At 70.0% G+C, this 24,099-nt stretch carries 24 protein-coding genes; 11 read left to right on the plus strand and 13 right to left on the minus strand.

The features are described from left to right. Positions 1–46: 46 nt before the first annotated feature. The 6 genes from ACFYRH_RS02160 (at position 47) to ACFYRH_RS02185 (ending at position 5,190) form a co-directional block, all read left to right on the plus strand. Complete coding sequence (locus ACFYRH_RS02160) at positions 47–238, plus strand: hypothetical protein (protein ID WP_387766692.1); 192 nt, start codon at positions 47–49, stop codon at positions 236–238. A gap of 34 nt (positions 239–272) precedes the next feature. After that, complete coding sequence (locus ACFYRH_RS02165; RefSeq protein WP_387766695.1) at positions 273–1,019, plus strand: LytR/AlgR family response regulator transcription factor; 747 nt, start codon at positions 273–275, stop codon at positions 1,017–1,019. 1 nt (position 1,020) lies between these two features. Beyond that, positions 1,021–1,401: a hypothetical protein gene (locus ACFYRH_RS02170; protein ID WP_387766698.1), complete on the plus strand. Its 381-nt coding sequence runs from the start codon at positions 1,021–1,023 to the stop codon at positions 1,399–1,401. A 2-nt stretch (positions 1,402–1,403) separates the two neighbouring features. Beyond that, the gene (locus ACFYRH_RS02175; RefSeq protein ID WP_387766701.1) at positions 1,404–2,990 is read left to right on the plus strand and encodes a cation acetate symporter; all 1,587 of its coding nucleotides are present in this window, start codon (positions 1,404–1,406) and stop codon (positions 2,988–2,990) included. A gap of 221 nt (positions 2,991–3,211) precedes the next feature. Then, positions 3,212–3,547 (plus strand): DUF485 domain-containing protein, encoded by a 336-nt coding sequence (locus tag ACFYRH_RS02180; protein ID WP_387766704.1) that lies wholly within the window; start codon positions 3,212–3,214, stop codon positions 3,545–3,547. 11 nt (positions 3,548–3,558) lie between these two features. Beyond that, on the plus strand, positions 3,559–5,190 hold the full coding sequence (locus ACFYRH_RS02185) for a cation acetate symporter (protein ID WP_387771671.1): 1,632 nt from the start codon (positions 3,559–3,561) through the stop codon (positions 5,188–5,190). A gap of 116 nt (positions 5,191–5,306) precedes the next feature. Here the strand turns inward: ACFYRH_RS02185 and ACFYRH_RS02190 are convergent, their stop codons facing one another. Genes ACFYRH_RS02190 through ACFYRH_RS02200 form a run of 3 tightly spaced genes read right to left on the minus strand, consistent with a single transcriptional unit; the run spans position 5,307 to position 7,770 of the window. Continuing rightward, a complete protein-coding gene (locus ACFYRH_RS02190) occupies positions 5,307–6,800 on the minus strand; it encodes a CHAD domain-containing protein (protein ID WP_387766706.1) in 1,494 nt (497 codons plus the stop codon). 32 nt (positions 6,801–6,832) lie between these two features. Continuing rightward, positions 6,833–6,973 carry a hypothetical protein gene (locus ACFYRH_RS02195; RefSeq protein ID WP_387766709.1) on the minus strand — a complete coding sequence of 47 codons (141 nt, stop codon included), beginning with the start codon at positions 6,971–6,973 and terminating at the stop codon, positions 6,833–6,835. Beyond that, on the minus strand, positions 6,970–7,770 hold the full coding sequence (locus tag ACFYRH_RS02200; protein ID WP_387766711.1) for a methyltransferase: 801 nt from the start codon (positions 7,768–7,770) through the stop codon (positions 6,970–6,972). The genes ACFYRH_RS02195 and ACFYRH_RS02200 overlap by 4 nt, the downstream gene beginning before the upstream one ends. Before the next feature lie 28 nt (positions 7,771–7,798). On the opposite strand from ACFYRH_RS02200, the gene ACFYRH_RS02205 reads away from it, so the two are divergent. Further along, positions 7,799–9,349 (plus strand): PLP-dependent aminotransferase family protein, encoded by a 1,551-nt coding sequence (locus ACFYRH_RS02205; RefSeq protein WP_387766714.1) that lies wholly within the window; start codon positions 7,799–7,801, stop codon positions 9,347–9,349. Between the two features lie 48 nt (positions 9,350–9,397). Here the strand turns inward: ACFYRH_RS02205 and ACFYRH_RS02210 are convergent, their stop codons facing one another. Beyond that, complete coding sequence (locus ACFYRH_RS02210) at positions 9,398–10,351, minus strand: hypothetical protein (protein ID WP_387766717.1); 954 nt, start codon at positions 10,349–10,351, stop codon at positions 9,398–9,400. A 13-nt stretch (positions 10,352–10,364) separates the two neighbouring features. Further along, positions 10,365–11,651 carry an MFS transporter gene (locus tag ACFYRH_RS02215; RefSeq protein ID WP_387766720.1) on the minus strand — a complete coding sequence of 429 codons (1,287 nt, stop codon included), beginning with the start codon at positions 11,649–11,651 and terminating at the stop codon, positions 10,365–10,367. Between the two features lie 189 nt (positions 11,652–11,840). Here ACFYRH_RS02215 and ACFYRH_RS02220 point away from each other — a divergent pair, with 189 nt between their 5' ends. After that, positions 11,841–12,611, plus strand: a complete 771-nt coding sequence (locus ACFYRH_RS02220) for a hypothetical protein (RefSeq protein ID WP_387766723.1) — start codon at positions 11,841–11,843, stop codon at positions 12,609–12,611. A gap of 53 nt (positions 12,612–12,664) precedes the next feature. Here the strand turns inward: ACFYRH_RS02220 and ACFYRH_RS02225 are convergent, their stop codons facing one another. Beyond that, complete coding sequence (locus ACFYRH_RS02225) at positions 12,665–13,003, minus strand: sterol carrier family protein (RefSeq protein ID WP_387771674.1); 339 nt, start codon at positions 13,001–13,003, stop codon at positions 12,665–12,667. 89 nt (positions 13,004–13,092) lie between these two features. Between ACFYRH_RS02225 and ACFYRH_RS02230 the strand changes: the two genes are divergently transcribed. Next, positions 13,093–13,725: a hypothetical protein gene (locus tag ACFYRH_RS02230; RefSeq protein WP_387766729.1), complete on the plus strand. Its 633-nt coding sequence runs from the start codon at positions 13,093–13,095 to the stop codon at positions 13,723–13,725. Here ACFYRH_RS02230 and ACFYRH_RS02235 read toward each other — a convergent pair whose 3' ends face one another. Continuing rightward, entirely contained in the window at positions 13,726–15,264 is a 1,539-nt protein-coding gene (locus ACFYRH_RS02235) for an alpha/beta hydrolase (RefSeq protein WP_387766731.1), read from the minus strand. Then, positions 15,261–16,289, minus strand: coding sequence for a stage 0 sporulation family protein (locus ACFYRH_RS02240; RefSeq protein ID WP_387771677.1), 1,029 nt, complete (start codon positions 16,287–16,289; stop codon positions 15,261–15,263). Before ACFYRH_RS02240 ends, ACFYRH_RS02235 begins: the two co-directional genes overlap by 4 nt. A gap of 109 nt (positions 16,290–16,398) precedes the next feature. Here ACFYRH_RS02240 and ACFYRH_RS02245 point away from each other — a divergent pair, with 109 nt between their 5' ends. Beyond that, positions 16,399–16,914, plus strand: a complete 516-nt coding sequence (locus ACFYRH_RS02245; RefSeq protein WP_387766733.1) for a GNAT family N-acetyltransferase — start codon at positions 16,399–16,401, stop codon at positions 16,912–16,914. Positions 16,915–16,997: 83 nt separating this feature from the next. Continuing rightward, the gene (locus ACFYRH_RS02250) at positions 16,998–17,873 is read left to right on the plus strand and encodes an NAD-dependent epimerase/dehydratase family protein (protein ID WP_387766736.1); all 876 of its coding nucleotides are present in this window, start codon (positions 16,998–17,000) and stop codon (positions 17,871–17,873) included. 25 nt (positions 17,874–17,898) lie between these two features. Here ACFYRH_RS02250 and ACFYRH_RS02255 read toward each other — a convergent pair whose 3' ends face one another. From ACFYRH_RS02255 to ACFYRH_RS02275, 5 genes are all read right to left on the minus strand, one after another. Then, positions 17,899–18,906: a DUF4190 domain-containing protein gene (locus ACFYRH_RS02255; protein WP_387766739.1), complete on the minus strand. Its 1,008-nt coding sequence runs from the start codon at positions 18,904–18,906 to the stop codon at positions 17,899–17,901. Between the two features lie 27 nt (positions 18,907–18,933). Next, on the minus strand, positions 18,934–19,602 hold the full coding sequence (locus ACFYRH_RS02260) for a DUF4190 domain-containing protein (RefSeq protein WP_387766742.1): 669 nt from the start codon (positions 19,600–19,602) through the stop codon (positions 18,934–18,936). A gap of 139 nt (positions 19,603–19,741) precedes the next feature. Then, on the minus strand, positions 19,742–20,950 hold the full coding sequence (locus ACFYRH_RS02265; RefSeq protein WP_387766745.1) for a DNA polymerase III subunit delta': 1,209 nt from the start codon (positions 20,948–20,950) through the stop codon (positions 19,742–19,744). Then, positions 20,947–22,932 carry a dTMP kinase gene (tmk, locus tag ACFYRH_RS02270; RefSeq protein ID WP_387766747.1) on the minus strand — a complete coding sequence of 662 codons (1,986 nt, stop codon included), beginning with the start codon at positions 22,930–22,932 and terminating at the stop codon, positions 20,947–20,949. Before tmk ends, ACFYRH_RS02265 begins: the two co-directional genes overlap by 4 nt. Before the next feature lie 9 nt (positions 22,933–22,941). Beyond that, positions 22,942–24,054 (minus strand): pyridoxal phosphate-dependent aminotransferase, encoded by a 1,113-nt coding sequence (locus ACFYRH_RS02275; RefSeq protein ID WP_387766750.1) that lies wholly within the window; start codon positions 24,052–24,054, stop codon positions 22,942–22,944. Between the last annotated feature and the right edge of the window lie 45 nt (positions 24,055–24,099).

A 24,099-nucleotide genomic window follows, 5' to 3' on the forward strand; every position in this document is an offset into this window, starting at 1 on the left:
CTGGCTTGTGGGTGGGGGCAGACCGCGCGCGACAAGGGCGACTTCCATGAGCACTGACACCCGATTGGACCTCGAGTTCGCTTACACGAGCCACGACGACTCGTGCAAGGACCTCTACTCTCCGCATTACTACTGCCGGCGACCACGCGGGCACGACGGCGTACATGCCGCGGGCTACGGCCCGGACCGGCTGCGCTGGGAGCACCAGTCGGATCTCCCGCCACGATTGGCTTCGTAGAGCTGATCGTGGTTCGGCGGCTACTGTTCGCACCATGGCCGACACTCCCCTACGCGCCCTGGTCGCGGACGACGAGGAGCCCGCCCTGGCGGAACTGGTGTACCTGCTCGGGCAGGACGCCAGGATCGGCGAGATCCGGACGGCCTCGAACGGCCCGGACGCGCTGAAGATCCTGCAGGCCACCGATCTGGACGTGGTGTTCTGCGACATCAAGATGCCCGGCCTCGACGGGATCGACCTGGCCCGGGTGCTGTCGAAGTTCGCCAGCCGCCCGCAGATCGTGTTCGTGACGGCGTACGACGAGCATGCCGTGGCAGCGTTCGATCTGGAAGCGACCGACTACGTCATGAAACCGGTCCGGCCGGAACGACTGGCCGAGGCGGTCCGGCGGGTGGTCACGCAGGGTGCACCGACAGCACTGCAGTCTCCGGACGAGACCGAGGACGAGGTGATCCCCGTCGAGCTCGCCGGTGTCACCAGGTTCGTCCAGCGCTCCACAGTCCGGTACGTCGAGGCACAAGGCGACTACGCACGACTGCACACCGGCCAGAACTCGCATCTGGTCCGCGTCCCCCTCAGCACCCTCGAGGAACGCTGGCGGGACGCAGGGTTCACCCGCATCCACCGGAGCACGCTGGTCGCTCTCCAGCACGTGGACGAGATGCGGGTCGACGGCGGACGCTGCGCGGTCCGAGTCGGCGACGACTGGCTCCCGGTGAGCCGACGACATACCCGCGAGCTCCGCGACCTTCTGGTCCGTTCGACGTCACTGCGCGCCTGACATGAGTACGCCGGAAGGACCACGCAGGGTCCGTGTCACCAGCCCGCGGGCCAGCGCGGCCCGGCGTCCGCTCACTCCCACCGGCACCCGCGAGATCGACGAGCAGACCCGACTCGGTGAGGTCTACATGCACTCACTGATCCAGTCCCAGCTCCGGCTGACGCTGGCCGTCATCGGCGGCGTACTGCTGGTGTTCGGGAGCATCCCGCTGCTGTTCTGGCTGGTCCCGCCGGCGCGCACATTGTCCGTCTTCGGGCTCCCGCTGCCCTGGGTGATCCTCGGCATCCTGGTGTACCCGGTGGTGTACGTCGCCGCGCGCATCTACGTCCGGAACGCGGAGCGAATCGAGGCCGAGTTCACCGAGTTCGTAGGGCGGCAGTAGCGATGTCGCCGGCGATCAGTCTGACCGCGATCGGATTGGTGGTCGTGGCAACGATCGGGATCGGACTGTTCGGTCTGCGCATCTCCCGGACCACCAGCGACTTCTACGTCGCCAGCCGCGCCGTCAGCCCACGCTGGAATGCCTCAGCGATCAGCGGGGAGTACCTGTCAGCAGCGTCGTTCCTCGGGGTCGCCGGACTGGTCCTCGTCAACGGTGCGGACATGCTGTGGTTCTCCGTCGGCTACACGGTCGGCTATCTGATGCTGCTGGTCCTGGTAGCCGCCCCGCTGCGCCGATCCGGTGCGTACACGCTTCCCGACTTCGCCGAGACCCGTTTCGAATCCCCAGCGGTACGCCGGATCTGCGCCGGCCTCGTCGTCGGTATTGGAACCCTCTACCTCCTCCCACAGCTGCACGGTGCCGGCCTGGCCGTCCAGACCGTCACGGGCGCGCCACCACAGGTCGGTGCGGCGATCGTCGCGGTGATCGTGGTGATCAACGTCGCCGCGGGTGGCATGCGGTCCATCACGTTCGTCCAGGCCTTCCAGTACTGGCTCAAACTCACCGCACTGGCCGCCCCGATCTTCGTCATCCTGCTCGTGTGGCGCCAGCCGGTCGGCGTACTCGACTCACTGCACGGTGCCGCGGGTGAGTGGGCCGAGCCGCTGTCCCGCGCCGGCGGCCGCGACCACCCGCTGTACGCGACCTATTCGTTGCTCCTGGCCCTTTGTTTCGGGACGATGGGGCTCCCGCACGTGCTGGTCCGGTTCTACACCAATCCGGACGGGCGGGCGGCCCGGCGTACCACTGTGGTCGTGCTGGCATTGCTCGGCTTCTTCTACTTGTTCCCACCGATGTACGCCGTGCTCGGGCGGGCGTTCGCACCGGACTTGGTGGCGACCGGCGGGGACACCGTCGTGCTCGAGCTGCCAGGACGCGTTTTCCCTGGCACGGTTGGGGATCTGCTCGGTGCGCTCGTCGCCGCGGGAGCGTTCGCGGCGTTCCTGTCGACGTCATCGGGGCTGACTGTCGCGATCGCCGGGGTGATCGACCAGGACCTGCTGCGGAGCCGCCTGCACCGGTGGACCGGTGGGGACTACGTCGCGGTGAACAGCTTCCGGATCGCGGCGCTGATCGCGATGGTCGTGCCGTACCTCGCTTTCAGCACGACCGGCGCGTTGAGTCTCGCGGACACCGTCGGGCTGGCGTTCGCGCTGGCCTCGTCGACGTTCTGCCCGCTGCTGGTGCTCGGGATCTGGTGGCGCCGGATGTCGACCACCGGCGCCGCGGCCGGGCTGGTCGTCGGCGGGATCGCGGCCAGCACCGCCGCGCTGGTCAACGTCGCCGGCGTACCCCAGGCCGGCTGGACCCGCGCCCTCGTCGGACAGCCCGCCGCGTGGACGATGCCGCTCGCGTTCCTGACCGTCATCGTGGTCTCGAAACTCACCCCCGACCGCATCCCGGCCGGCGCCGCCCGCAGCATGGTCCGCCTGCACACCCCCGAAGCGGTCGACGTCGACCGCGGCCCCGGACCTGCACCACTCAGCAACCGCCCGCCAAGCGCCGCGCGACCGCCGCGTCACGCCTGAGGAGTCGCAGCGGGGCGAGGTTGATGAGTGCTGGGCGTCCGCCGTTCGTCGCGTGTTTCCTACCGCTCGGCGCAGCTGGGTGATCCACCGGACGACTGGTGTGGTCCGCTGAGCGCTCGACGCGTGCCGGTGCTGTCGGCGGTGCGTGACCCGGGCCACAGTACGGGCAAGCCCGCCGGCTTCAACCGCCCGGCGTGATCCCCCGTCTGGAGGTCGACGCGATGAGTGATACGACGCGCGAACCCGAACTGACGACGTACCGGGATGTCCAGCTGTCGCCGGACTTCGCCGAGCTGCGCCGCCGGTTCCGGAACTTCGTGTTCCCGATGACCGCGCTGTTCCTGGTCTGGTACTTCGTCTACGTACTGCTCGCCGACTACGCGCACGGCTTCATGTCGCACAAGGTTGCCGGGAACATCACCGTCGCCCTGCTGTTCGGCCTCGGCCAGTTCGTCACCACGTTCGCGATCACGATGTTCTACGTCCGGTGGGCCGACCGCCGGATCGACCCGGACGCCGAGAAGCTGCGTCACCAGATCGAGGGAGCACCGCAGTGACCGCCCCGCTGATGTTGCCGCTGGCAACCGACATCGGTAACCCGACCGTCAACATCGTGATCTTCGCGCTGTTCGTGGTCGCCACCCTGGCGATCGTGTTCCGGGCGTCGCGGAACAACCGGACGGCGGCCGACTTCTACGCCGGCGGCCGCTCGTTCACCGGCCCGCAGAACGGCATCGCGATCTCCGGCGACTACCTGTCGGCGGCCTCGTTCCTCGGCATCGCCGGCGCGATCGCGCTGAACGGGTACGACGGCTTCCTGTACTCGATCGGCTTCCTGGTCGCGTGGCTGGTCGCACTGCTCCTCGTCGCCGAGCTGCTCCGGAACACGGGCCGGTTCACGATGGCCGACGTACTGTCCTTCCGGCTCAAGCAGCGCCCGGTGCGGATGGCGGCCGCGATCTCGACGCTGATCGTCTGCTTCTTCTACCTGCTGGCGCAGATGGCCGGCGCCGGTGGCCTGGTCGCGCTGCTGCTCGGTGTGAACGGTCGCACCGGTCAGGCGATCGTCATCGCGGTGGTCGGCATCCTGATGATCACCTACGTGCTCGTCGGTGGCATGAAGGGCACCACCTGGGTTCAGATCGTCAAGGCTGCCCTGCTGGTGGTCGGTGCCGGCCTCATGACGCTGTGGGTGCTGGCGAAGTACGCGTTCAACCTGTCCGGTCTGCTCGGTGCGGCGGTCGACAACAGCCCGGCGGCCGGCGAGAAGCTGCTCAGCCCGGGTCTGCAGTACGGCGCCACCGGCGTCACCAAGCTGGACTTCATCTCGCTCGCGCTGGCACTGGTGCTCGGTACGGCGGGCCTGCCGCACGTGCTGATGCGCTTCTACACCGTGCCGGACTCCAAGGAGGCCAGGCGCAGCGTCAGCTGGGCGATCTGGATCATCGGCATCTTCTACCTGTTCACGCTGGTCCTCGGGTACGGCGCTGCCGCGATCGTCGGGCCGGACCGGATCAAGGCCGCGCCGGGCAAGGCCAACTCGGCCGCACCGCTGCTGGCCTTCGAGCTCGGTGGCGAGGTCCTGCTCGGTGTCATCTCGGCGGTCGCGTTCGCGACGATCCTCGCCGTGGTCGCCGGCCTGACGATCACCGCGAGTACGTCGTTCGCGCACGACATCTACGGCCAGATCATCAAGAAGGGCCAGATCAGCGGCGTCGGCGAGGTGCGGGTCGCGCGGTACACCGCGGTCGTGATCGGCATCGTGGCGATCATCGGCGGTATCTTCGCGAACGGCCAGAACGTCGCCTTCCTGGTGGCGCTCGCGTTCGCGGTCGCGGCCAGCGCGAACCTGCCGACGATCCTGTACTCGCTGTTCTGGCGCCGGTTCAACACCCGCGGCGCGCTGTGGAGCATCTACGGCGGTCTGGCCTCGACGATCGTCCTGATCGCGTTCAGCCCGGTCGTCTCCGGCAAGGTGGACAAGAAGACCGGTGCCAGCCTGTCGATGATCACCGACACCGGGATCGACTTCCACTGGTTCCCGCTCGACAACCCCGGCATCGTCACGATCCCGCTGGCGTTCCTGCTCGGCTGGATCGGCACCATCACCAGCAAGGAGCCGGTCGACGTCGACAAGTTCGCCGAGATGGAGGTCCGCTCCTTGACCGGCGCCGGCGCCGAAAAGGCGGTCGACCACTGAAGGCCCACTGAAAGACCTGTCAGGCAGGCCCTGCTGACCCGACGCGATCCTGCCTGACAGCCCCACCCCGCCCCTCAGACGGACCCGGCACCCTCCCGCCGGGTCCGTCTCTGCGTCTACGACCGGAAGGTGAGCGTGGGCCAGAGTTTGTAGAAGGAGGTGCGGGAGGCGTTGCCGCGGTTCTCTTCGGCGGCGTGCAAGCGGCCGTAGGTGAAGGTGTTGCCGCCTTCGGCATAGACCTCGAGGGCCAGGTGGTGGAGGAGTTCGCGGGAGACGACCGAGTCCTGGTGTTCGCCGAGGATCTCCTGGACCTCCTCGGCCTGCGCGGCGAGCTTCGCCGCTTCGTCACCGAGCACGGGTACGGCGGACTCCGCGGCGTACCGCAGGCGCTTGGCGGCCTTCCGGACGTCGTGCAGCTCGTGGTCCTGCTCGGCGTCGGTCTCCGCGTCCTCGGACCGGCGGACGCCTTGCCGCATCCGCTTCAGGTCGTGCTTGAGGATGTCGCCCACCTGCTTGTGCGCCTTCCGGTCGTCGCCGGTGATCGGCGGCTCCGCGAGCAGCCTGTCGAGCGCGTCGAGCAGATGGAAATACCGCTCGCTCTCCAGCGCTGCCAGCGCCGCGGCCCGGCCGTCCTTGTAGACCTTTCGCAGGTGGTCGTCGATCCGCCCCGCGACCCGCCCGATGACGAGCTCGACCGGCTGCTCCGCGATCTCCGCCGCGAAGTGCTCCCGCTGGACCTCGGCGTCCCGCGCGGCCCCGAACTCACCGGCCAGCCACTTCAGCTCGTCCCGCAGCTCGTCGCCCACCGTGCGATCGATCACCGGCCGGTACGTCGCCAGCGCCGACCGGAGCCGCCGCGTCGCGACCCGGAACTTGTGGATCGAGTCGGGAACGTCGCGCCGGACCTCCGGGTCCCGTTCCCGGATCGCCGCGACCTGCGCCCCGGCGTACGCGCGGAACAGGTCCGAGGTCCGCGGCTTCTTCGGCAGCGTCCACTCGTCGCGCTTCGGGACGCGGTCGCCGAGCGCGCGAGCCAGCTTGCTCGGACCGCTCGCCGGTCGGGCGCCCGCCTGCTGCACCAGCTCACCGGCCGCTGCCAACAGGCCGGCGTCCCCGTCGACGAGCTCGACCTCCCACTCCCGCCAGCTCTCCGGCTCGCCACCCGTGACGGTCGCCGTCACGTGGTCGTCGGCGAACTCCGCGAGGACGCCGCCGTCCGCATCGAGCAGCCGATGCACGATCCGGCGCGTCTCGAGCCTGACGACCGGCGCGAGCTTGTGGTCGCGCACATGGACCCGGACCGTCCGCACGACCGCGATCGGCACGGTGCTCGTCGAGCGCCCGAGTGGGTGCCTGACTTCCAACCGCTCGCCGGATGACACCGGGAACTTCACGTGCCAGCCGTCGTCCTCGCCACCGGTGCGGCGACGCAATGTCACCTTGTTCGCGGCCAGGTCGAGGTCGGGAGTATCGAAGTACACGGCCTCCAGGTGCAGCTCGACCGGTTGCGCGACACTCGCGACTCCGGGCAGCTCGTGCAGCGCCGGCAGGACGGTGGTCTCGTCGACGTCGTACTTCGTCTCGATCTCGAGCTGCTCGGTGCGGGCCATACCCTCTTGTTTACCAGGCGTTCATGAACTGGTCAGCCGAGTGAACGGAGATCAGCCACCAACCGCTCGAGATCGCGATCCGGGATGCCGTGCGTGACGCACCGGATCTGCCGGCGGCGATTGCGGCCGAGCGCCCAGCAGACGGCGGCGATCAGGACGAGGAACCCGATCATGTCCGGCCCACTCCCTTGAAGAACGCGTAGTGGAGGGTGCCGCCGGGCAACGCGGTCTGCTCGAGGTCCCGGATGCCCGCGTTCCACTCGGCTTCGGTTCGCATCCCGGCCGCGATCGCGCGCTCGCGGACCGACTCGACCATCGCGATGAACGTCTTCCGCGTGAAGCCGTCGACGAGCTCCGGAACCGTCTGGTCGGCGTACACGGTGCGAGGACTCACGTGTACGTCGTCGTACCCGGCCTGCTCGAGAAGGGGCTGCAGGCGACGGCCGATCAGTGCGTCACCACCGGGTTCGGCCTGGAGGTCGACGAGGCAGTCGATGACCGCCTGGGCGCGCTCGCTGCGCGGGTGGTAGATCGCGGACCCGTGATCGCCTTCCACGACGGTGATCGTGCCACCGGGGTTGAGGAGACTGCGGAGCCGGATGAGCGCGTCGTGCGGGTTCGGGAGGTGCTCGAGGACGAAGCAGACGAAGACGTGGTCGAACGTCTCACCCGAGAGGTCGTGTAAGTCGGCGTGCCGGAAGTCGACGGTCGCTTCCGGAGCCAGGCTCGCGACGCGGGCCTTCGCCTGGGTGAGCGAGTCCTCGGAGATGTCGACCGACACCAGTTCGATGCCAGGGCTGCGGGTGACGAGTTGGACGGTCTGCGCGCCCACGCCACAGCCGGCCTCCAGCACGCGACTGCCGGGCGGGTAGGTGGTGCCGCCGTGCAGCAGGTCGGCCAGCGTGCCGGCCTGCTCGGAGAGCCGGCGGGTCTCCGCCGGGGTGTAGCCGTGGACGTAGTCAGTTCCCATCACTCCACGGTCGCGCCACAATGGTCCAGTGAACAGGTCCAATCCGACGGTAAGTGGCCGGTCCAAAGGTGCGGACTTCCTCCAGTTGGACCCGGCCGAGGCAGCCCCCGGCGGACTCGCCGACTGGCTCACCGACCGGCTCCGCACCGCGATCTCGACCGGCCACCTCCCGGTCGGCACGCGGCTCCCGGCGACCCGCACCCTCGCGGCCGACCTCGGCATCTCCCGGGGCGTGGTCACCGAGTCCTACCAGCGCCTCACCGAGGACGGCCAGATCGCCGGCCGCGGCCGCGCGGGCACCGTCGTCGTCGCGGCCCCGATCGGTACGGCGCCCGCACCGATGGAACCGGCGGTACGCCGATCGACCGTCCTGCGTCAGCCCGGGCTGGACGCGTTCGACACGTTGCGCGGCGTCGGGTCCCGGATCGATCTGACGCCGGGCGTCCCGGACCTCGCGGCGTTCCCGCGCGCCGCGTGGATACGCGCGGAGCGAGCGGTGCTCGGCAATCTCGAGGCCGCGGAGTTCGGGTACGGCGACCCCGCGGGAACGCCGGCCCTCCGTCGGGCGGTCGCGGCGTGGCTGGCGCAGTACCGCGGGATCGCGGCGGACCCCGACGACCTGATCGTGGTGGCCGGCGTGGCGCAGGCGATCGGGCTGGTCGCGCAACTGCTCGCCGAGCGCGGCGTCCACGAGGTCGCGGTCGAGGACCCCGGCTCGCTCGGCTCCCGCCAGCACCTGCGGAGCTGGGGGATGCGGACCCCGCCTGTCCCGGTCGACGACCGCGGCCTTGCTGTCGACGTACTGCGGAAGTCCGGCGCGAGCGTGGTGATGGTGACGCCCGCGCACCACTTCCCGACCGGCGTCGTACTCGACGGGGAACGCCGCCGGGACTTGATCCAGTGGGCCGCGGACGGCGGGCTGATCCTGGAGGACGACTACGACGCCGAGCACCGCTACGACCGCCCGCCGGTGCCGGCGCTGCGCGCGATGCTGCCCGACCAGGTGATCTACGCCGGCAGCGTCTCGAAGCTCCTCGCGCCCGCACTGCGGATCGGCTGGATGCTTGCGCCGCCGCAGTACAAGGACGAACTGATCGGCCGCAAGCGCCTCGCCGACCTCGGCAACGCGGCGCTCCCGCAGCTCACCCTGGCGCACCTGATGGAGTCCGGTGAGCTCGAGCGGCACCTCCGGTTCCTCCGCCGCCGGCATCGGGCCCGCCGGGACGCGATGGTCGCCGCCGTCCAGAAATATTTGCCCACCGCAACAATTCACGGTGCCGCAGCGGGCCTGCACCTGACGATCACCTTCGACGCCGCGTTCGACGATGTGTTCGACGACGTCGAGCTGGCCGCGGCCGCGCTCGACCGCGGCGTCAAGACCCATCCGCTGTCCTGGCACTGCCAACTGCCGCACGCGCCCGGCCTCGTCCTCGGCTACGCGGCCCGCACGCCCACCGAGATCACGGACGCGATCAGGACGATCGGCGAGGCCGCGGCGGCACCAACGGCGCACCGGTCAACGGGTCCGGGATCACCGAACACTCCAGCCCGAACACGTCGGCGACCACCTCGGGCGTGACACGGCGCCGGCACCATATCACCCGCGACCGGGTCGCAGATAGCGGTGTCAGTGGATGTACACCGAGGCCATCTTGAGCGCCAGCTGGGTCATCACATCCGGGTCGATCGCGCGCGCCGGGAGCGGGACGAAGTCGACGAGCTCGTCGTCGCCGACGCGGATCGTGGTCCGGCCGGTCACGGTATCGACGTACCCCTCGTCGCCGAACGGGATCGACTGCGAGGTCGGGGCCTTGGCGATCGGCGCCATCAACGCCTTCGCCTGCGGGGTACGCCGTACCGAGGTGGTCAGGACGCTTGCCGCGGTCACCCAGGCGCAGACCGGGTCGCCGGGCGCCGTCTCGCTGTCGCGGCGGGCCGTCGGCCGCGCGCCCAGGACCTTCTCGGCCGCGGACGTCCCACGGTCGCACTCCGGGCGCGTGATCACCGGGTCCGCGGTCGGAACACCTTCGGCCTGGCGGGCGACCTCCTGCGCGAGGACGACGTACTTCGCGAGCGTGGCCTTGGGGCCGGCGACCTTGTACAGCTTGCCGCCTTGCAGGAACACCACGAAGGTGCTCGCCCCGTATCCGCCTTCGCCGACCACCGCCGTCTGTGCCGGCTCGCCCTTGTACGCCTTCCGGGTCGCGGCCAGCGTCACCGCGGTCGCCGGGAGAACCGAGGTCTCGACGCTCAGCACCGGACCATTGGGGACGTTGCTCAGCGTCAGCTGACAGACGTCGTACGTCGGAGGGCCGAAGTCCGTCGGCGGTGTCTTGGTCTGGATGTCCACCGCCGGGACGGCGAGAGTGGTCCGGACCAGCGTCTGGTCCATCCGTTGGCACACCGTCTCCGCAGGCGCCGCGGACGGGCTGGGCGCCGGCGTTTCGGAGGGTGTCTCCGACGGGGTGTCCGCCGAGCTCATCGGCACCAGCGGCGGGGCGCTGGGCGCGTTCTCCTGCCCGGGACCGCTACAGCTCGCCAGCAGTACGGCGGCCAGTCCGGCAGCGATCAAGGTACGCATGATGCCTGGAACTCTAACCGGCGGTCCGGAGCTCCCTTTCCCGGACGGCGTGTTCGTCGGTACGGGCGTCGTACCGCCAGAACTCCCGCAGCCAGACCGCGGTCGCGATCACGCCGGCCACGCACATCACACCGCCGCTGACGATCGCGGTCCGGACGCCGGTCAGGTCGGCGACCAGGCCGGAGCGGGCCTGACCGCCGAGCGGGCCGAGCGAGTACCCGAGCATCTCGATCCCCGCCAGCCGGCCGCGCATCTCGTCCGGGATCGTCTGGTTCCAGATCACCGACCGGAACAACACCGAGACCATGTCGGCGGCGCCGGCCAGCGCGAAGAACCCGATCGCGACCCAGATGTTCGGCGCCAGACCGGCGATCCCGACCGCGGCGCCCCAGCCGATCGTGGCCAGCACCACCGCCCGGCCCTGGTGGTGGACGTGTTTCGCCCAGCCGCTGGTCAGGCTCGCGCACATCGCCCCGATCGCCTCGGCGCTGTACAGCAGGCCGAGCAGCTTCGGTTCCTTCAGGATGTCGGTCGCGAACGCCGGGAACAGCACGATCGGCATCGCGAGGAACATCCCGACCATGTCGACGAGGTACGTCGCCAGCAGGTCCTTGCGGCGGAACGCGTAGCCGATCCCGCCGCCGATCGCGCGCAGGCTCGGTGCGGTGGCGCCGTCGCCGGCCCGGTACGACCCGAGGCGGGAGTAGAGCAGCGTCGCGAAGACGATCCCGACCAGCTCCACCGAGAACGCCCAGGTCACGCCGACAGAACCGACCAGGACACCACCGAGGGCCGGGCCGGCGAGCTGGCCGACCTGAGAGGTCAGCGAGCTCAGCGCGACCGCGGCGGGGATTTCCTGGTGCTTGACCACGCGGGGCAGCAGCGCCTCGCGGCTCGGCCGCTGCAGCGAGGAGGCAACCGCGTTCAGCGCGCCGCAGACGTAGATCAGCCAGACCTGCGGGTTCGGGAGCAGCGTGTTGGCGACCATCAGTGCGGAGATCACGATCTGCGCCAGACCGGTGCCGACGAGCAGCTTCCGGCGCTCCACATGGTCGGCCAGCGCACCGCCGTACAGGCCGAAGACGACCAGGGGCACGATCGTCACCAGGCCCATCGCGCCGACCGCGAAGTTCGATCCGGTCAGTTGGTACAGCTGGTACGGCAGAGCGACGTACCCGACCATGCCGCCGAGGAAGAACACCGACCCGGCGACCAGCAGGATGCGGAAGTCACGGGAGCCGCGCCAGGGGGTCAGATCGACGCGCAGACGGGCCAGCCGCGCGCGGAAAGGGGTTGCCACCGCACCATGGTGACAGGTCCGACCGACCACGACGACCCTGATTTCGAGGCGTGGTTTCCACCTGCATCGAATGGTCCCGCCGAGGACCTCGGGCGGCTCTAGCGTGGGCCCGATTGGTTGCCCTGGGCGCCGATCCCACCGACCCGGATCGCCGGGCCGGCTCCCTTGCAGAGGAAGAAGACGAACCGCATGATCCCGATCAAGTCGGCCGGCATCCGGCTGCTCGCCACGCTGGCGGCCGGTGCGACCTTGCTCGTTCCCTCCGTGGCCCACGCCGGCGGTACGGCGTCCACCAGCACGACCGCCGTCTCGTCCGTGCTCAAGTCGGGCGAATACCTGAAGCCGGGCCAGTACCGGCGCTCACCCAACGGCGTCTACACGCTGATCATGCAGACCGACGGCAACGCGGTCCTCTACAAGGGCCGCACCGCGCTGTGGGCGAGCATGACGAACCGCAAGTCCTCGACGCTGATCATGCAGCGCGACGGCAACCTCGTCGTCATCTCCGGCCGGACGCCGGTCTGGGCGAGCAACACCGGCGGTAGCACCGGCGCGTACCTCGCGGTGCAGAGCGACTCCAACCTGGTCATCTACAACACCCGGAACAAGGCCGTGTGGTACCGGCACATGGTGATCGGCACGCTCGGTTCCGGCAGGCTGTTGCACCCCTACGACATGCTGTTCTCGCCGAACCGCGTCTTCCGCCTGCAGATGCAGACCGACGGCAACCTCGTGATGGTGAAGAACGGCAAGACCCCGGTGTGGTCCACCAAGACGGTCAGCAAGGGCGCGTACGCCGTCATGCAGCAGGACGGCAACCTCGTCGTGTACAGCGCCGCCAAGCGCGCTCTCTGGTCCAGCAAGACCACCCGGCGGGGCTCCGTCCTGCAGATGAACAACGACGGCCGCCTCGTGATCGTCTACGGCCGCACCGCGATCTGGTCCACCTCGGCCCACTGATCCATCCGCCTGGCTGACCGATGCGCGAGGTCAGCCAGGCGGATGCTGCCGGCTCAGGCCAGCGGAAGCAGGGCGGTCAGGTCGGTGCGTTCGCCGCTGGCGCGGAGTTTCCCGCTCACCCGGGCGTCGGCCCAGGTGATCCGGCCGAGCGCGACGTCGATCCACAGTTCGGGGGGCATCTCGATCACCGCGCCGGGGGTTCCCCGGGTATGGCGCGGGCCCTCGATGCATTGCACGGCGCCGTACGGCGGGACTCGGACCTCCACCGCGTGACCTGGTGCTTTCGCGACCAGGAGCTTCAGCAACTCCTTGGTGAGCAGCTTCAGGTCCGCGCGTTCCGCCGTACCGTCGTCGTAACGCCGCAAGGCCTGCTGGAGGGCGGGGTCGGACATCTTCACGACGTGTCAGCGTACGCGGCGGTTTGCGGAGACGCCCCTCTCGTCGGCGATAATCGGGCGGGAGAGAGGGAAGCGAGGTCGGGATGCTCACGCCCAGGCACCAGGCGCTGCTGATGACACTGGCGGGAATGACCGTCGGTGTGGCCGTGTTCGGCGCGGTGCTCGTCATCAACGGCGGGAACCCGTTCACGGCACACGACACGCCGAGCGGGATCGTGAACAGTCATCCCCCGAGCGGTACCCCGACCCGGACCGACGGGCTCCAGGCCGACTCGCTCCAGTACGTCGTCCAGAACTTCGGCTCCAGCAACGACCCGGTCTCCGCCGAGGTGCCGACCGGCTGGAAGAGCGCCCAGGCGGGCACCCGGCCGAAGTTCCTGGACCCGACCGGCGTCTGGCAGATCCGGTTCGACACCCGCGGCAGCAAGCAGACCCCGGACGAACTGGTCGCGAACCGCGAGCGCAGCATCGACGAGCACGACCTGAAGGTGCTCAGCCGGGACGGCGGCACGCTGATCTACACCTACACGGACCGGACTCGCGGCCCGCGGATGGGTCTCTCGCGCTGGATCTCGCTCGACGGTGGCAAGTCCTCAGCGGTCGAGATCACCGTCGGCGGCCGCCCGCAGGACGAAGCGGGCCTGCGCGCGATCCTGCAACACGCAACCGACACCATCAAGCTCCCGGTCGCGCCGGGCGACAACCGGCCCAACTAGCTAACACTTGATGTCGGCTGCGGGCGTGTTGCCCTGCACCAGGTAGCTCTCGACGACGTTCTTCACGCAGGCGTTGCCGGACAGGTACGCCGTGTGCCCGTCGCCGTCGCGGCTGACCAGGACACCGCTTTCCAGCTGGTGCGCCAATCCGACCGCCCACTCGTACGGCGTCGCCGGGTCGCGCGTCGTACCGACGACCATGATCGGCTTCGCGCCGGCCGCCTTGATCTTGTGCGGCTTGTCGACCGGCTTCACCGGCCAGTTCACGCACGACACCGACGACCAGGCCAGGAACTCGCCGAACCGCGGTGACGCCGCCTTGTACTCCCCGACCTTCGACTCGATCTGCGCGATCGATGTGAAGTCCGGGTGGTCGAGACAGTTGACCGCGATCTGGACCTCGTTCGAGTTGTCGGCGTACCCGGTCGGCTGGCGGTCGGTGTACTCGTCGGCCAGCGCGAGCAGCCGGGCGCCGTTGCCGGCCAACCCGTCGGCGACGGCGTCCTCGAGCCGCGGCCAGAAGTCCTTCAGGTACAGCGGGTAGATCAGGCCGAGGATCACCAGCGCCTGCGTGACCTTGCGGTTCCCGTTCCCGGGCAGCGGGTTCGCGTCGCTGTCCTTGATCAGCTGGTCGATCTTGCCCAGCACCTCGTTCTTGCTGCTCCCGAGCTTGCAGGACCGCTGCGCGCAGTCCTCCGCGAACGCGTCCAGCGCCTTGTCGAAGCCCTTCGCCTGCGCGATCGCCATCTGCTCGGACGTGATCGACGGGTCGACGGCGCCGTCCAGGACCATCCGTCCGACGTTCTTCGGGAACAGCTCGGCGTACGTCGCGCCGAGGAACGTGCCGTACGACATGCCCAGGTAGTACAGCTGTGGGTCGCCGACGATGCCGCGCAGTACGTCGATGTCGCGGGCCGCGTCCTTCGTGGACACGTGCGGGAGCAGCTGTCCGGAGCGCTGCTGGCAGCCGGCCGCCAGCGTCTTCGACTGCTTGTCCAGGTCGCTGATCTCGGCGGCGTCGTCCGGGCTGCCGTCCGCGGCGATCATCGCGTCGAGCTGAGCGGTGTCCAGACACTTCACCGGAGTGGACTCACCGACGCCGCGCGGGTCCCAGCCGATGATGTCGAACTTCCGCAGCAGCGCCGAACCGAACAGCATCGGCGCCTGTTGCGCGAAGTCCTGCCCGGAGGCGCCGGGGCCACCCGGGTTGATGAACAGAGTGCCGATCCGGCCGCCGCGGTCTCGCGCGAGCACCTTCCGCGCCCTGAGCTCAATCGTTTGCCCGGTCGGCTTGGTGTAGTCCAGCGGGACCTCGATGGTCGCGCACTGCTGGTTGGAGCCGCAGCGCTCCCAGTCCGGCTGCTGCTGGTAGAACTTCTCCAGCCCCGCCGGGATCGGCCCCACCGGCCCGCTGGGCGGATTGGTCCCGACGCCGGCCGCCGTACCGTCTCCTGCGTCCTGGGCACGGCCGGCCACCCCACAGCCGCTCGCCAGCACCGCAAGAGTTGCCACCAGTACGGTCGACCTGCGGAATCTCACTGCGTGCTTTCTCCCTCGTCGTCGTGGTGCAGGCGGCGGCGCCGGCGTGGTTTCCGGGCCCGCCGCTCCTCGCGCGTCTCGGCCACCGGCTCAGCCGGCTGCTCGTCCGGTACGGCGTCCTGAACCGGTGCTGCTGGCTCGACCGGTGCTGCTGGCTCGGCGGGTGGTGTTGGCTCGACCGGTGGCGCGTCCGAGGTCGTCGTACTGGACGCCTCGTACTGCTGCCGCGGCGAGCACACGTCCGCTCGGCTGCACGCACACCGGCGCCCGGAGGCCGCCAACCGGACGACCACGGTGTCGCTCGGAACGTTGTGCCCGACCACCACTCCATCACCCGCGGGGGTCTCCACCGCGGTCCCGGTCGCCGGAGCCTTCGCGGTGAACTCCTGGTACAGCGGGTGCTCGTACTTCAGGCAGCACATCAGCCGGCCGCACGCGCCGGAGATCTTCAGCGGGTTCAGTGGCAGGTCCTGGTCCTTCGCCATCCGCACGCTGACCGGCTCGAAGTCCTTCAGAAACGTCGCACAGCACAGGTCCCGGCCGCACGGCCCGATGCCACCCTGTAACCGCGCCTCGTCCCGCGCGCCCACCTGGCGGAGCTCGATCCGGGCCCGGAGCGCACGGGCGAGATCCCGCACCAGCTCACGGAAGTCCACCCGGTGCGGGGCGGAGAAGTACACGATCACCAACTGATCCACGTCCGGCCGGCGGTCGACGAAGTCGATCCCGACCACCTTCATCGGCAGGTCGTGCCGGCGGATCGTGCGCTTCGCGATCACCCGCGCGTCGGCCCGCCGCTGCCGGTTCTGCTCGTCCCGATCCAGGTCCGCCGGCGTCGCGATCCCCGCGCACGTCGGCAGCCCGCCGATCTCCTCGGTGACGTACTGCGGCGCCCACACGCACTCCGCCACCTCGGGCCCGTCATCGGTGGGCACCAGCACCTTGTCCCCCACCCGGGGCCGAACCTCACCCGGGTCGAGGTAGTAAAGCCGCCCGTACCGCTCGAACGACACCGCCATCACCATGCCCACGGCGCCAGAGTACTGGCACCACCCCTCCCAGGCGTGCCTCCCGCCCACACGCGCCCTCGGCAGCCGGAGCGGACGAGAAAGTGGGGTCGTAGGCTCCTGCCTCATGGCAGAGGCGACGCAGAGGGTGCGGATTCGGGACGCGGCGCCGGGGGACAGTGCTGCGCTTGCGGAGCTGCATGCTCGGTCGCGGGCTGCTTACTACGGCGCCGGCGGCCACGAGGTGGCGGCGACTCCCGACGAGAAGTACCGGGAGACGTGGCGCGCCATGGTGGCGGATGCTCGGCTGGCCGTCCTGGTCGCGGTCCTGGGTGACGACATCGTCGGTGTGATCACGCTCGATGCCAACGGAGTGTTCCCGACCAATGCACCGCACGAGACGCGCGTCCGGCTCGTCGGGATCTTCGTCGAGCCGGGCCAGTGGTCGGGCGGCGTCGGTAGCGCCCTGATGGCACGGTTCGTCTCCATCGCACGCCAAGCCGACGCGGTGGGCGAGGTCGACGTCTGGGAGCGGAACTCTCGCGCCATCCGGTTCTACGAGCGACACGGCTGGACCCGCGACGGAACTTCGCGTCCCGGCCCGGCCGGCGCGGACTACATCGGCTTCGTCCACCTGCCGTAGCAGGTATAGGTCGGGTCGCAGCTGGGTACGCATGAGCTGGCGATGTCGGGAAGTCCCGTTCGGTCTCGGTGTGGAGGAAACGGATGAGTGCAGTGCTGGTGACCGGTGCGTCGGGGGTTGCCGGGCGGGAGGTTTCCCGGGTCCTGGCCAAGGCGGGGCATCAGGTACGGCGGGCGGATGTCGCGCCGTCGCCGGATCCTGCCGACGCCGCGATCGGTGAGTTCGTGCGCTGCGACACGCGGACGCCGACCGACGTACTCGACGCTGTGCGGGGTTGTGACGCGGTCGTGCACCTCGCGGCGTGGCACAACGCGCATCGCCCAGGGGTCAGCGACGAGACGATCTTCGCGGTCAACGTCGACGGCACCTTCAACGTCGTCCAGGCGTGCCGCGCGGCCGGCATCCAGAGCGTGGTCTTCGCGTCCTCGATGGCGTACGGCTGGGGCAGCGTCTACAGCGTCACCAAGGTGCTCGGCGAGGACCTGTGGCGGATGTACCAGGAGGTCAGCGACGCCTCGGTCGCCCTTCTGCGGTACCACGGTTTCGTCCCGGAGCCGTACCTGCGCTGGGGCGAGCGACTGCTGCGGAACGGTGTCGACGTCCGCGACATCGCGACCTCGACGGCCGCCGCGACCGAGGCGGCGCTCGCGAAGCGCTTCGAGCTGTTCCGCACGATCGTGCACAGCGATCACGGGATGCCCGAGGAGATCCGGGCCGACTTCGCCAACCGCGGTACGGCGTGGGCCGAGTCGCGGCTGCCGGGTGCGGCGGAACTGATCCAGCGGCACGGGCTCGCGCTGCCGGACAGCGTCGAACAGCACGACCTCAGCGAGGCGGCGGACCTGCTCGGTTGGCGTCCACGGCACGACTTCGTCGAGTTCCTCGCCGACCTCCAGCGCCGGGAGAACGCCGGAGAGGACGTCGAGAGCCTGTGGGCACCGGGCCGTATCCCGGCCTGACCCCGGCCCAGAAGAACGGGCCGCCCTAGCGGTGGCTGTTCTTCACCGTGCTGGTGAGTTGGTCGCCGTCGGGCCCGTAGGCGGCGCAGATCGTCAGGCGGTCGCCCTGGTTCCAGCTGCTCTTCGTCGGCGTCCAGTAGGAGAGCTCCAGTTCGGAGTCAGCCGCGGACTTGCCGACGTAGCTGGTGAACGTGGGGCTGCAGGCCTGCTCGGCGGCCTTGTCGATGCCGTTCGTACCAGGCCAGGCACCGGCGGCGAGCGTGACGTCGGAGATGATCTCGCCGTCGTGCGGCTCGGTGCAGGGTTGCCGGATCACGTCAGAATCCTGGCCGGTTTCGTCAAAGCACTCGCCGACCGCCAGGCTGTCGACCGGGGTGGTCGGACCGCTGGAGTACGACGAGACCGGTTCGCCCGAGCCGTAGTCGTCGTCGCTGCTCGAGCCGAAGGCGATCACCAGACCGAACAGCAGCGCGTATCCCAGTGTCACCAGGGAACCGATCACCAGACCGGCGATCGCCATCCCCTTGCCGGCCTGGCCGCGGCGGTTGATCTGCACCAGCGCCGCGATCCCGAGGCCGATCGCCACCGGCGCCGACAGGCCGATGAAGATCCCGCCGAGCCCGGTCACCAGCGCCGCCGTCGCCAGCCCGTTCGTGCCGGAGCCACCCGGGTAGCCGTACCCATACCCGTACGGCGCCGGCGCCTGCCCGTACGCCGCCGGATACTGCCCCGGCCCATACCCAGCCCCGTACGGCGCCTGCCCCGGCTGCCCATAGCCCGGCTGTCCGTAGCCCTGCTGTCCGTAGCCCGGCTGCCCGGACGGTGCCTGCTGCCCAGGCCCGTACTGCGGCTGCTGCCCGTACGGCGGCTGCGGCTGTGACGGCTGCCCCGGTGCCGCCCAGGACGTCCCCTGCGAGCCCGTCTGCTGGGTGTGCGGCTGCTCCGGACGCCCGTACGTCGGGAACGGTCGGGTCGGATCGTGTGGCCGGTCCTGCGGCCGCTCCGGATCCGAACCGTACGGTGGTTGACTCACGCTACCCCACTGCTCCCCCGGGGACCTTTACCGCTGCGATCCGCGCATCGTACCGGTCAGCCGGGTCCCCGGCATCCCGACCAGACACAAGACGTTGCCGTCAGCAACAGCGCGATCCTCCAGCACCACGTAGTACATGTCCAGCTCGGACCGTTCGTACGGCGCCCCCACGAACTCCCGGAACGCCCCGGCGCACTGCTGCGTCGCCACCGTCCCGGTCTGCGCGGCGGCCAGCCCGACCAGGCTCGCCTGCACCTTGGCGTACGCCTCGCCGGTGTGCGGCACCGCGCAGTCCGCGATCCGCACCAGCCGGAGTGCCGCGGCGTCCAGGTCCGCGTCGAAGCAGCGCCCGACCTCCACCTGCGCGATCGAGACCGTCCGGCCGATCCCGCGCCGGTGCTCCCCGACCAGATTGAGCGTGACCGCGACACCGATCGCGATCACCCAGCACAGCGAGAGCAGCAACGCAGCGTGAGCGAGCCGTTTCCCGCGCCCGCCGGTGCGCTTGATCCGGCGCAGCGCGATCGCGGCGAGCGGTACGGCGATGGGCACCAGACCGGGCAGGCTGGTCGCGAGCGCCGCGACGGCGTACCCGTCCTGCCGCTGCTGGGCAGGGGTGGGAACGCCCTCCAACCACGACTCGGCCGACGGCAATGGCTGCCGTGCCGGCTGGATCGGGGAGGGCGACTGGTTCATCGGAGTCCGTTCGGCACTGTGACGCCGAGCGGTCCACTTCGCCTCGACACCCAGTCATCGGACTCGCCGGTCTTGGTGTTACAGCACCCGCCCAGTTATCGGACGTACGTGACACATGCCTCAGCCGGTGCGACCGCGCTCAGCGCAGGACGCGGCGGGGAATCGTGAACCCCTCGCTGCGCCCCTCGAACAGCGAGACGGTCATCGCCTCCAGGGCGACCAGCGGTGCGACGTTCGCCTCGATCGCCTCGCGGCACGTCGCGATCGCATCGATCCGGCGGATCGACTGCTCGGGGGTGGTCCGGGCCGCGAGCTGCTCGATGTTGCGGCTCAGCTCGGCGTTCACCAGCTGGCTGCCGGACCGGGTCTGCAGCACCAGGACGTCGCGGTACAGCGCCATCAGGTCGACCAGCGAACGATCCAGCACGTCTCGTTCCCAGCGCTTCGCGCGGGCCTTCTGCTGGTCCTCAAGCTCCTTCAGCGCGGCGTTCGCCTCACGCGGCTTGGCGCCCTTCGTGCCGACGCCGAGCGCCTGCTCGAGCGCGGCCCGCTCCTTCTCGTCCACCTTCTCGGCGCTGGCCTTGGCCTCTTCCTTGGCCGCGTCGACCAGCTGCTGCGCCGCCTTCAGGCAGGCGCCGAGGTCGCGCAACGCGAACGGGACCTCGAGCACCTTTGTACGCCGCGCCCGGACCGCTTCGTCCCGCGCGAGCGCCCGCGCCCGGCCGATGTGGCCCTGCGCGGCCCGGGCCGCGAACCAGGCCAGGTCCTGATCGATCTCGAGCTTGGTGGCCAGCATCTCCGCGACCGCGGCGACCGGCGGCGTCCGCAGCACCAGCAAGCGGCACCGCGACCGGATCGTCGGTACGACGTCCTCGACTGTCGGCGCGCACAGCACCCACACCGTCCGCGGCGCGGGCTCCTCGATGCTCTTCAGCAACGCGTCGGCGGCCTGCTCGGTCAGCCGGTCCGCGTCCTCGACGACCATCACCTGCCAGCGGCCCTGGGTCGGGCTCATCGCGGCCCGGCGCACGAGTTCACGCACCTCACTGACCCGGATCGAGAGCAGCTCGGTGCGGATCAGGGACACGTCGGGGTGCGCGCCGCTGAGCGCCGTACGGCAGTCGTTGCACTCGCCGCAGCCGTCGTTGCGGCACTGCAGGGCGGCCGCGAACGCCCGTCCCGCGTTCGAGCGGCCGGACCCGGGCGGCCCGGTGAGCAGCCACGCATGTGTCATCCCCGCGACCGCCGCGCCGGTCTCGCCGCGCAACACACCCGCCGCGCCACTGACCGCTTTCCGCAGTACGGCGACCGCGGGCTCCTGGCCGACGAGGTCGTCCCACACACTCATAGACCCACCTTGGGGAGCATCGGCTGGAGCCGGGCACGGATCTGTCGCGCGATCTCCTCGCGATCCAGCGACGCGTCCAGGATCAGGTAGTGCTGCGGCTCGGCCGCCGCGAGTTCGAGGAACGCGTGCCGGACCCGCTCGTGGAACTCGGCCGACTGGGCCTCGATGCGGTCCCGCTCGGAGAACCGGCCGAGGCCGCTCTTCGGCGGCAGGTCGAGCAGGATCGTCAGGTTCGGGCGGAGGTCGTCGGTGGCCCAGCGGTTCACCCGCTCGACATCGGTCAGGTCCAGGTCCCGGCCCGAGCCCTGGTAGGCCAGCGCGGAGTCGACGTACCGGTCGGTGATCACCACCGCGCCGGCCTTCAGCGCGGGTTTGATCACCGAGTCGACGTGCTCGGCCTTGTCGGCGGCGTACAGCAACGCCTCGGCGCGGTGCGAGATGTCGCCCGTCGCAGGGTCGAGGACAATCTGCCGCAGCGTCTTGCCGAGGTCGGTGGCGCCGGGCTCGCGGGTCAGCAGCACCTGCTGGCCCTGCTCCTTCAGCCACTCCACGAGCAGCGCGGCCTGTGTCGACTTGCCGGCCCCTTCGCCGCCCTCGAGCGCGATGAACAACCCGGTCGTCGGGTAGTCACCACGGGTCTTGCCGAAGCTCCGGCGTACGTCGCGCCAGAACGGAACCCCCGGCCGGTCGTCCATCTGCCGCCACGCGAGCAACCCGATCACGCCGGCCAGGATCGCGGCGATGAGCATCGTCATCGCGGCACCGTTGTACGTCGCCGAGTGGCCGCCGACCGTCCACGTGTGGCGGCCGATCGCGCCCGCGGCGAAGGGCGCGATCGCCAGCGTGACCGCGAGCACCGTGCGGACCGCGGACTGCACGAACGCGAACGTCCGGCCGCGCACCGCGTCCGGCACCTCGAGACCTAGCAACGTGTACCCCGACACCCACGAGCCGCCGGCACAGAACCCGAGCAGGATCGCGATCATCGTGGCGATCTCGATCTGGTGGATCAGCGCCAGCCCGGCCAGGCAGATCCCCGACCCGACCAGCCCGGCCGCGAACAGCCGGCGCCGCGACAACCCGGAGAAGATCCGCGGCGCGAACCCCATCCCGAGCGCGAGCCCGCCGAACACGGCACCGAACAGCACGCCGTACCCCGGGTCGCCCGCGCCGAGGTCCTCGACGTACGTCCGGCCCAGGCCGACCACGACGGCACCGGCCGCGAAGGCGCCGGAGATGCCGACCACGAGTCCGCGGACCACCGGCGTACCGGTGACGTAGGACCAGCCCTCGACCATGGTCCGCCACAGCGTCGGGTGTTCCTCGTGGTCGTGGACGGCGCGGCCGATCTCGGCGACCGACATGATCGCGAACGCGGAGACCACGAAGGTCGCGGCGTTCACGTAGACGGCCAGGTCGATCGAGAAGTCGCCGGCCCAGCGGGTGACCAGCGTGATCGCGGTGAAGATCACCGCCGCCGGGAGCGCGGTGCCGTACGTCGTGATCAGGCTGATCTGGTTGGCTGCCTCGAGCCGGTGCCGGGGAATCAGGTTCGGCACGCTGGCGTCCTTCGCCGGGCCCCAGATCAGGCTGACGATCTCGATCAGCACGGTCGCGACCAACAGCCAGGTGAGGGTGCCGACGATCGGGATCGTGACGAAGAACGCGGCCCGGATCAGGTCCCCGAGGATCATCGTCCAGCGCCGGTCCAGCCGGTCCGCGACCCAGCCGGCCACCGGACCCATCACCAACGCGGGCAGCACCCGCAGGAACAGCACGCCACCGATGGCGAAGTTCGCCAGCTGGTAGTTGTCGCCGGCGAACGACTTCGCCATCGCGGTCAGCGCCAGCAGCCCGATCCAGTCGCCCAGACTGGACAGACCGAACCCGATCCACAGCCGCCGGAACGCCCGGATCCGCAACACCGCGCGCACGTCGTGCGCCGGTGCGGGATCAGTCAGCGGGTCATAAGCCTCCGGCACACCGCAAGACTAGTGGGCCGCATGGACAGCCTCACGCAGTGCATCCAGGGCAGCATCCAGGGCAGCCTTCACGTCCGGCGCCGGGAGGAAGCCGAAGCCCAACCGGAACACCCGTGGCTCGTCGCCGAACCAGTCGCCGTCCGCCAAGCGGAGGCCCGCCGCCGCGGCCGCCCGGCGGAAACGCTCCAGGTCCACCGAGGGCTTCAGGCGGACCACGCAGAGCGCGCCGGCGTCGGGCCGGATCCACTCCACGACGTCGCTGTTCGCACGCACCCAGTCAGCGGTGATCGCGAGGTTCTCCGCGAGCCAGCCCCGGCGTACGGCGAGAATCTCGTCCTCCCGCTCGAACACCCGGACCGCGAGCGCCTCGGTCACCGGCGACGCGGAGACGACCGTGTTGAACTTCGCGGTCACGAGCTGATCCACCAACTCGGCGTCCGTGCTGATCACCCACCCGATCCGCAACCCGGCCGCCCCATGGCACTTCGACAGCGACGCGACGGACACCACCCGCGGACCGAGGTCGACCGCCGTCTCCGCGACCGCGTCGTCCCCGTACGCCGCGACGCGGTACGTCTCGTCGATCATCAGGTACGCATCCGGACACACCGCAGCCATCGCGTCGACGATCTCCCGCAGAACAGACCGGGGTACGGCGACCCCCGACGGGTTCTGTGGCGTCGTCAGGCTGACCAGCCTCGTGTCCGGCGTCAGTTGCGCGCGTACAGCGTCAGCGGTCAGCCGATACCCCTCGTCGAACGTCACCGGGATGACCCGGACGTCCGCGCCGAGCGACTCGTACGCCGTCCGCGTCATCGGGAACAGCGGAGCCGTTGTGACAACCTCACCGCCGCGCTCCGCGAGCAGATAGCCGAGCAGGAAGATCCCGTGCATCCCGCCGATCGTCACCACGACTTGCTCCGGCCGTACGCCGTGCCGCGCGGCGATCGCGCTCCGCAACTGCGGCGAGCCGGCCGCAGTGCCGTAGCCCAGCTCCAGTTCGGCCAACTCCGGGGTCAGCAGGTCCTCGAGCCGGAGGTCGGGCCCATAGCTCTCACCCAGCTCGTGCCGGGGCTGCTCGGCGGTCAGGGACATGATCGGGTTCCGCGGGAAGGTCGGCATACCCACCATGGTTCTGCGCCGTCGCAGGCCGCTGCAGAGCCAATC

It is taken from the genome of Kribbella sp. NPDC004875 (assembly GCF_042873375.1).
Classification (GTDB): domain Bacteria; phylum Actinomycetota; class Actinomycetes; order Propionibacteriales; family Kribbellaceae; genus Kribbella.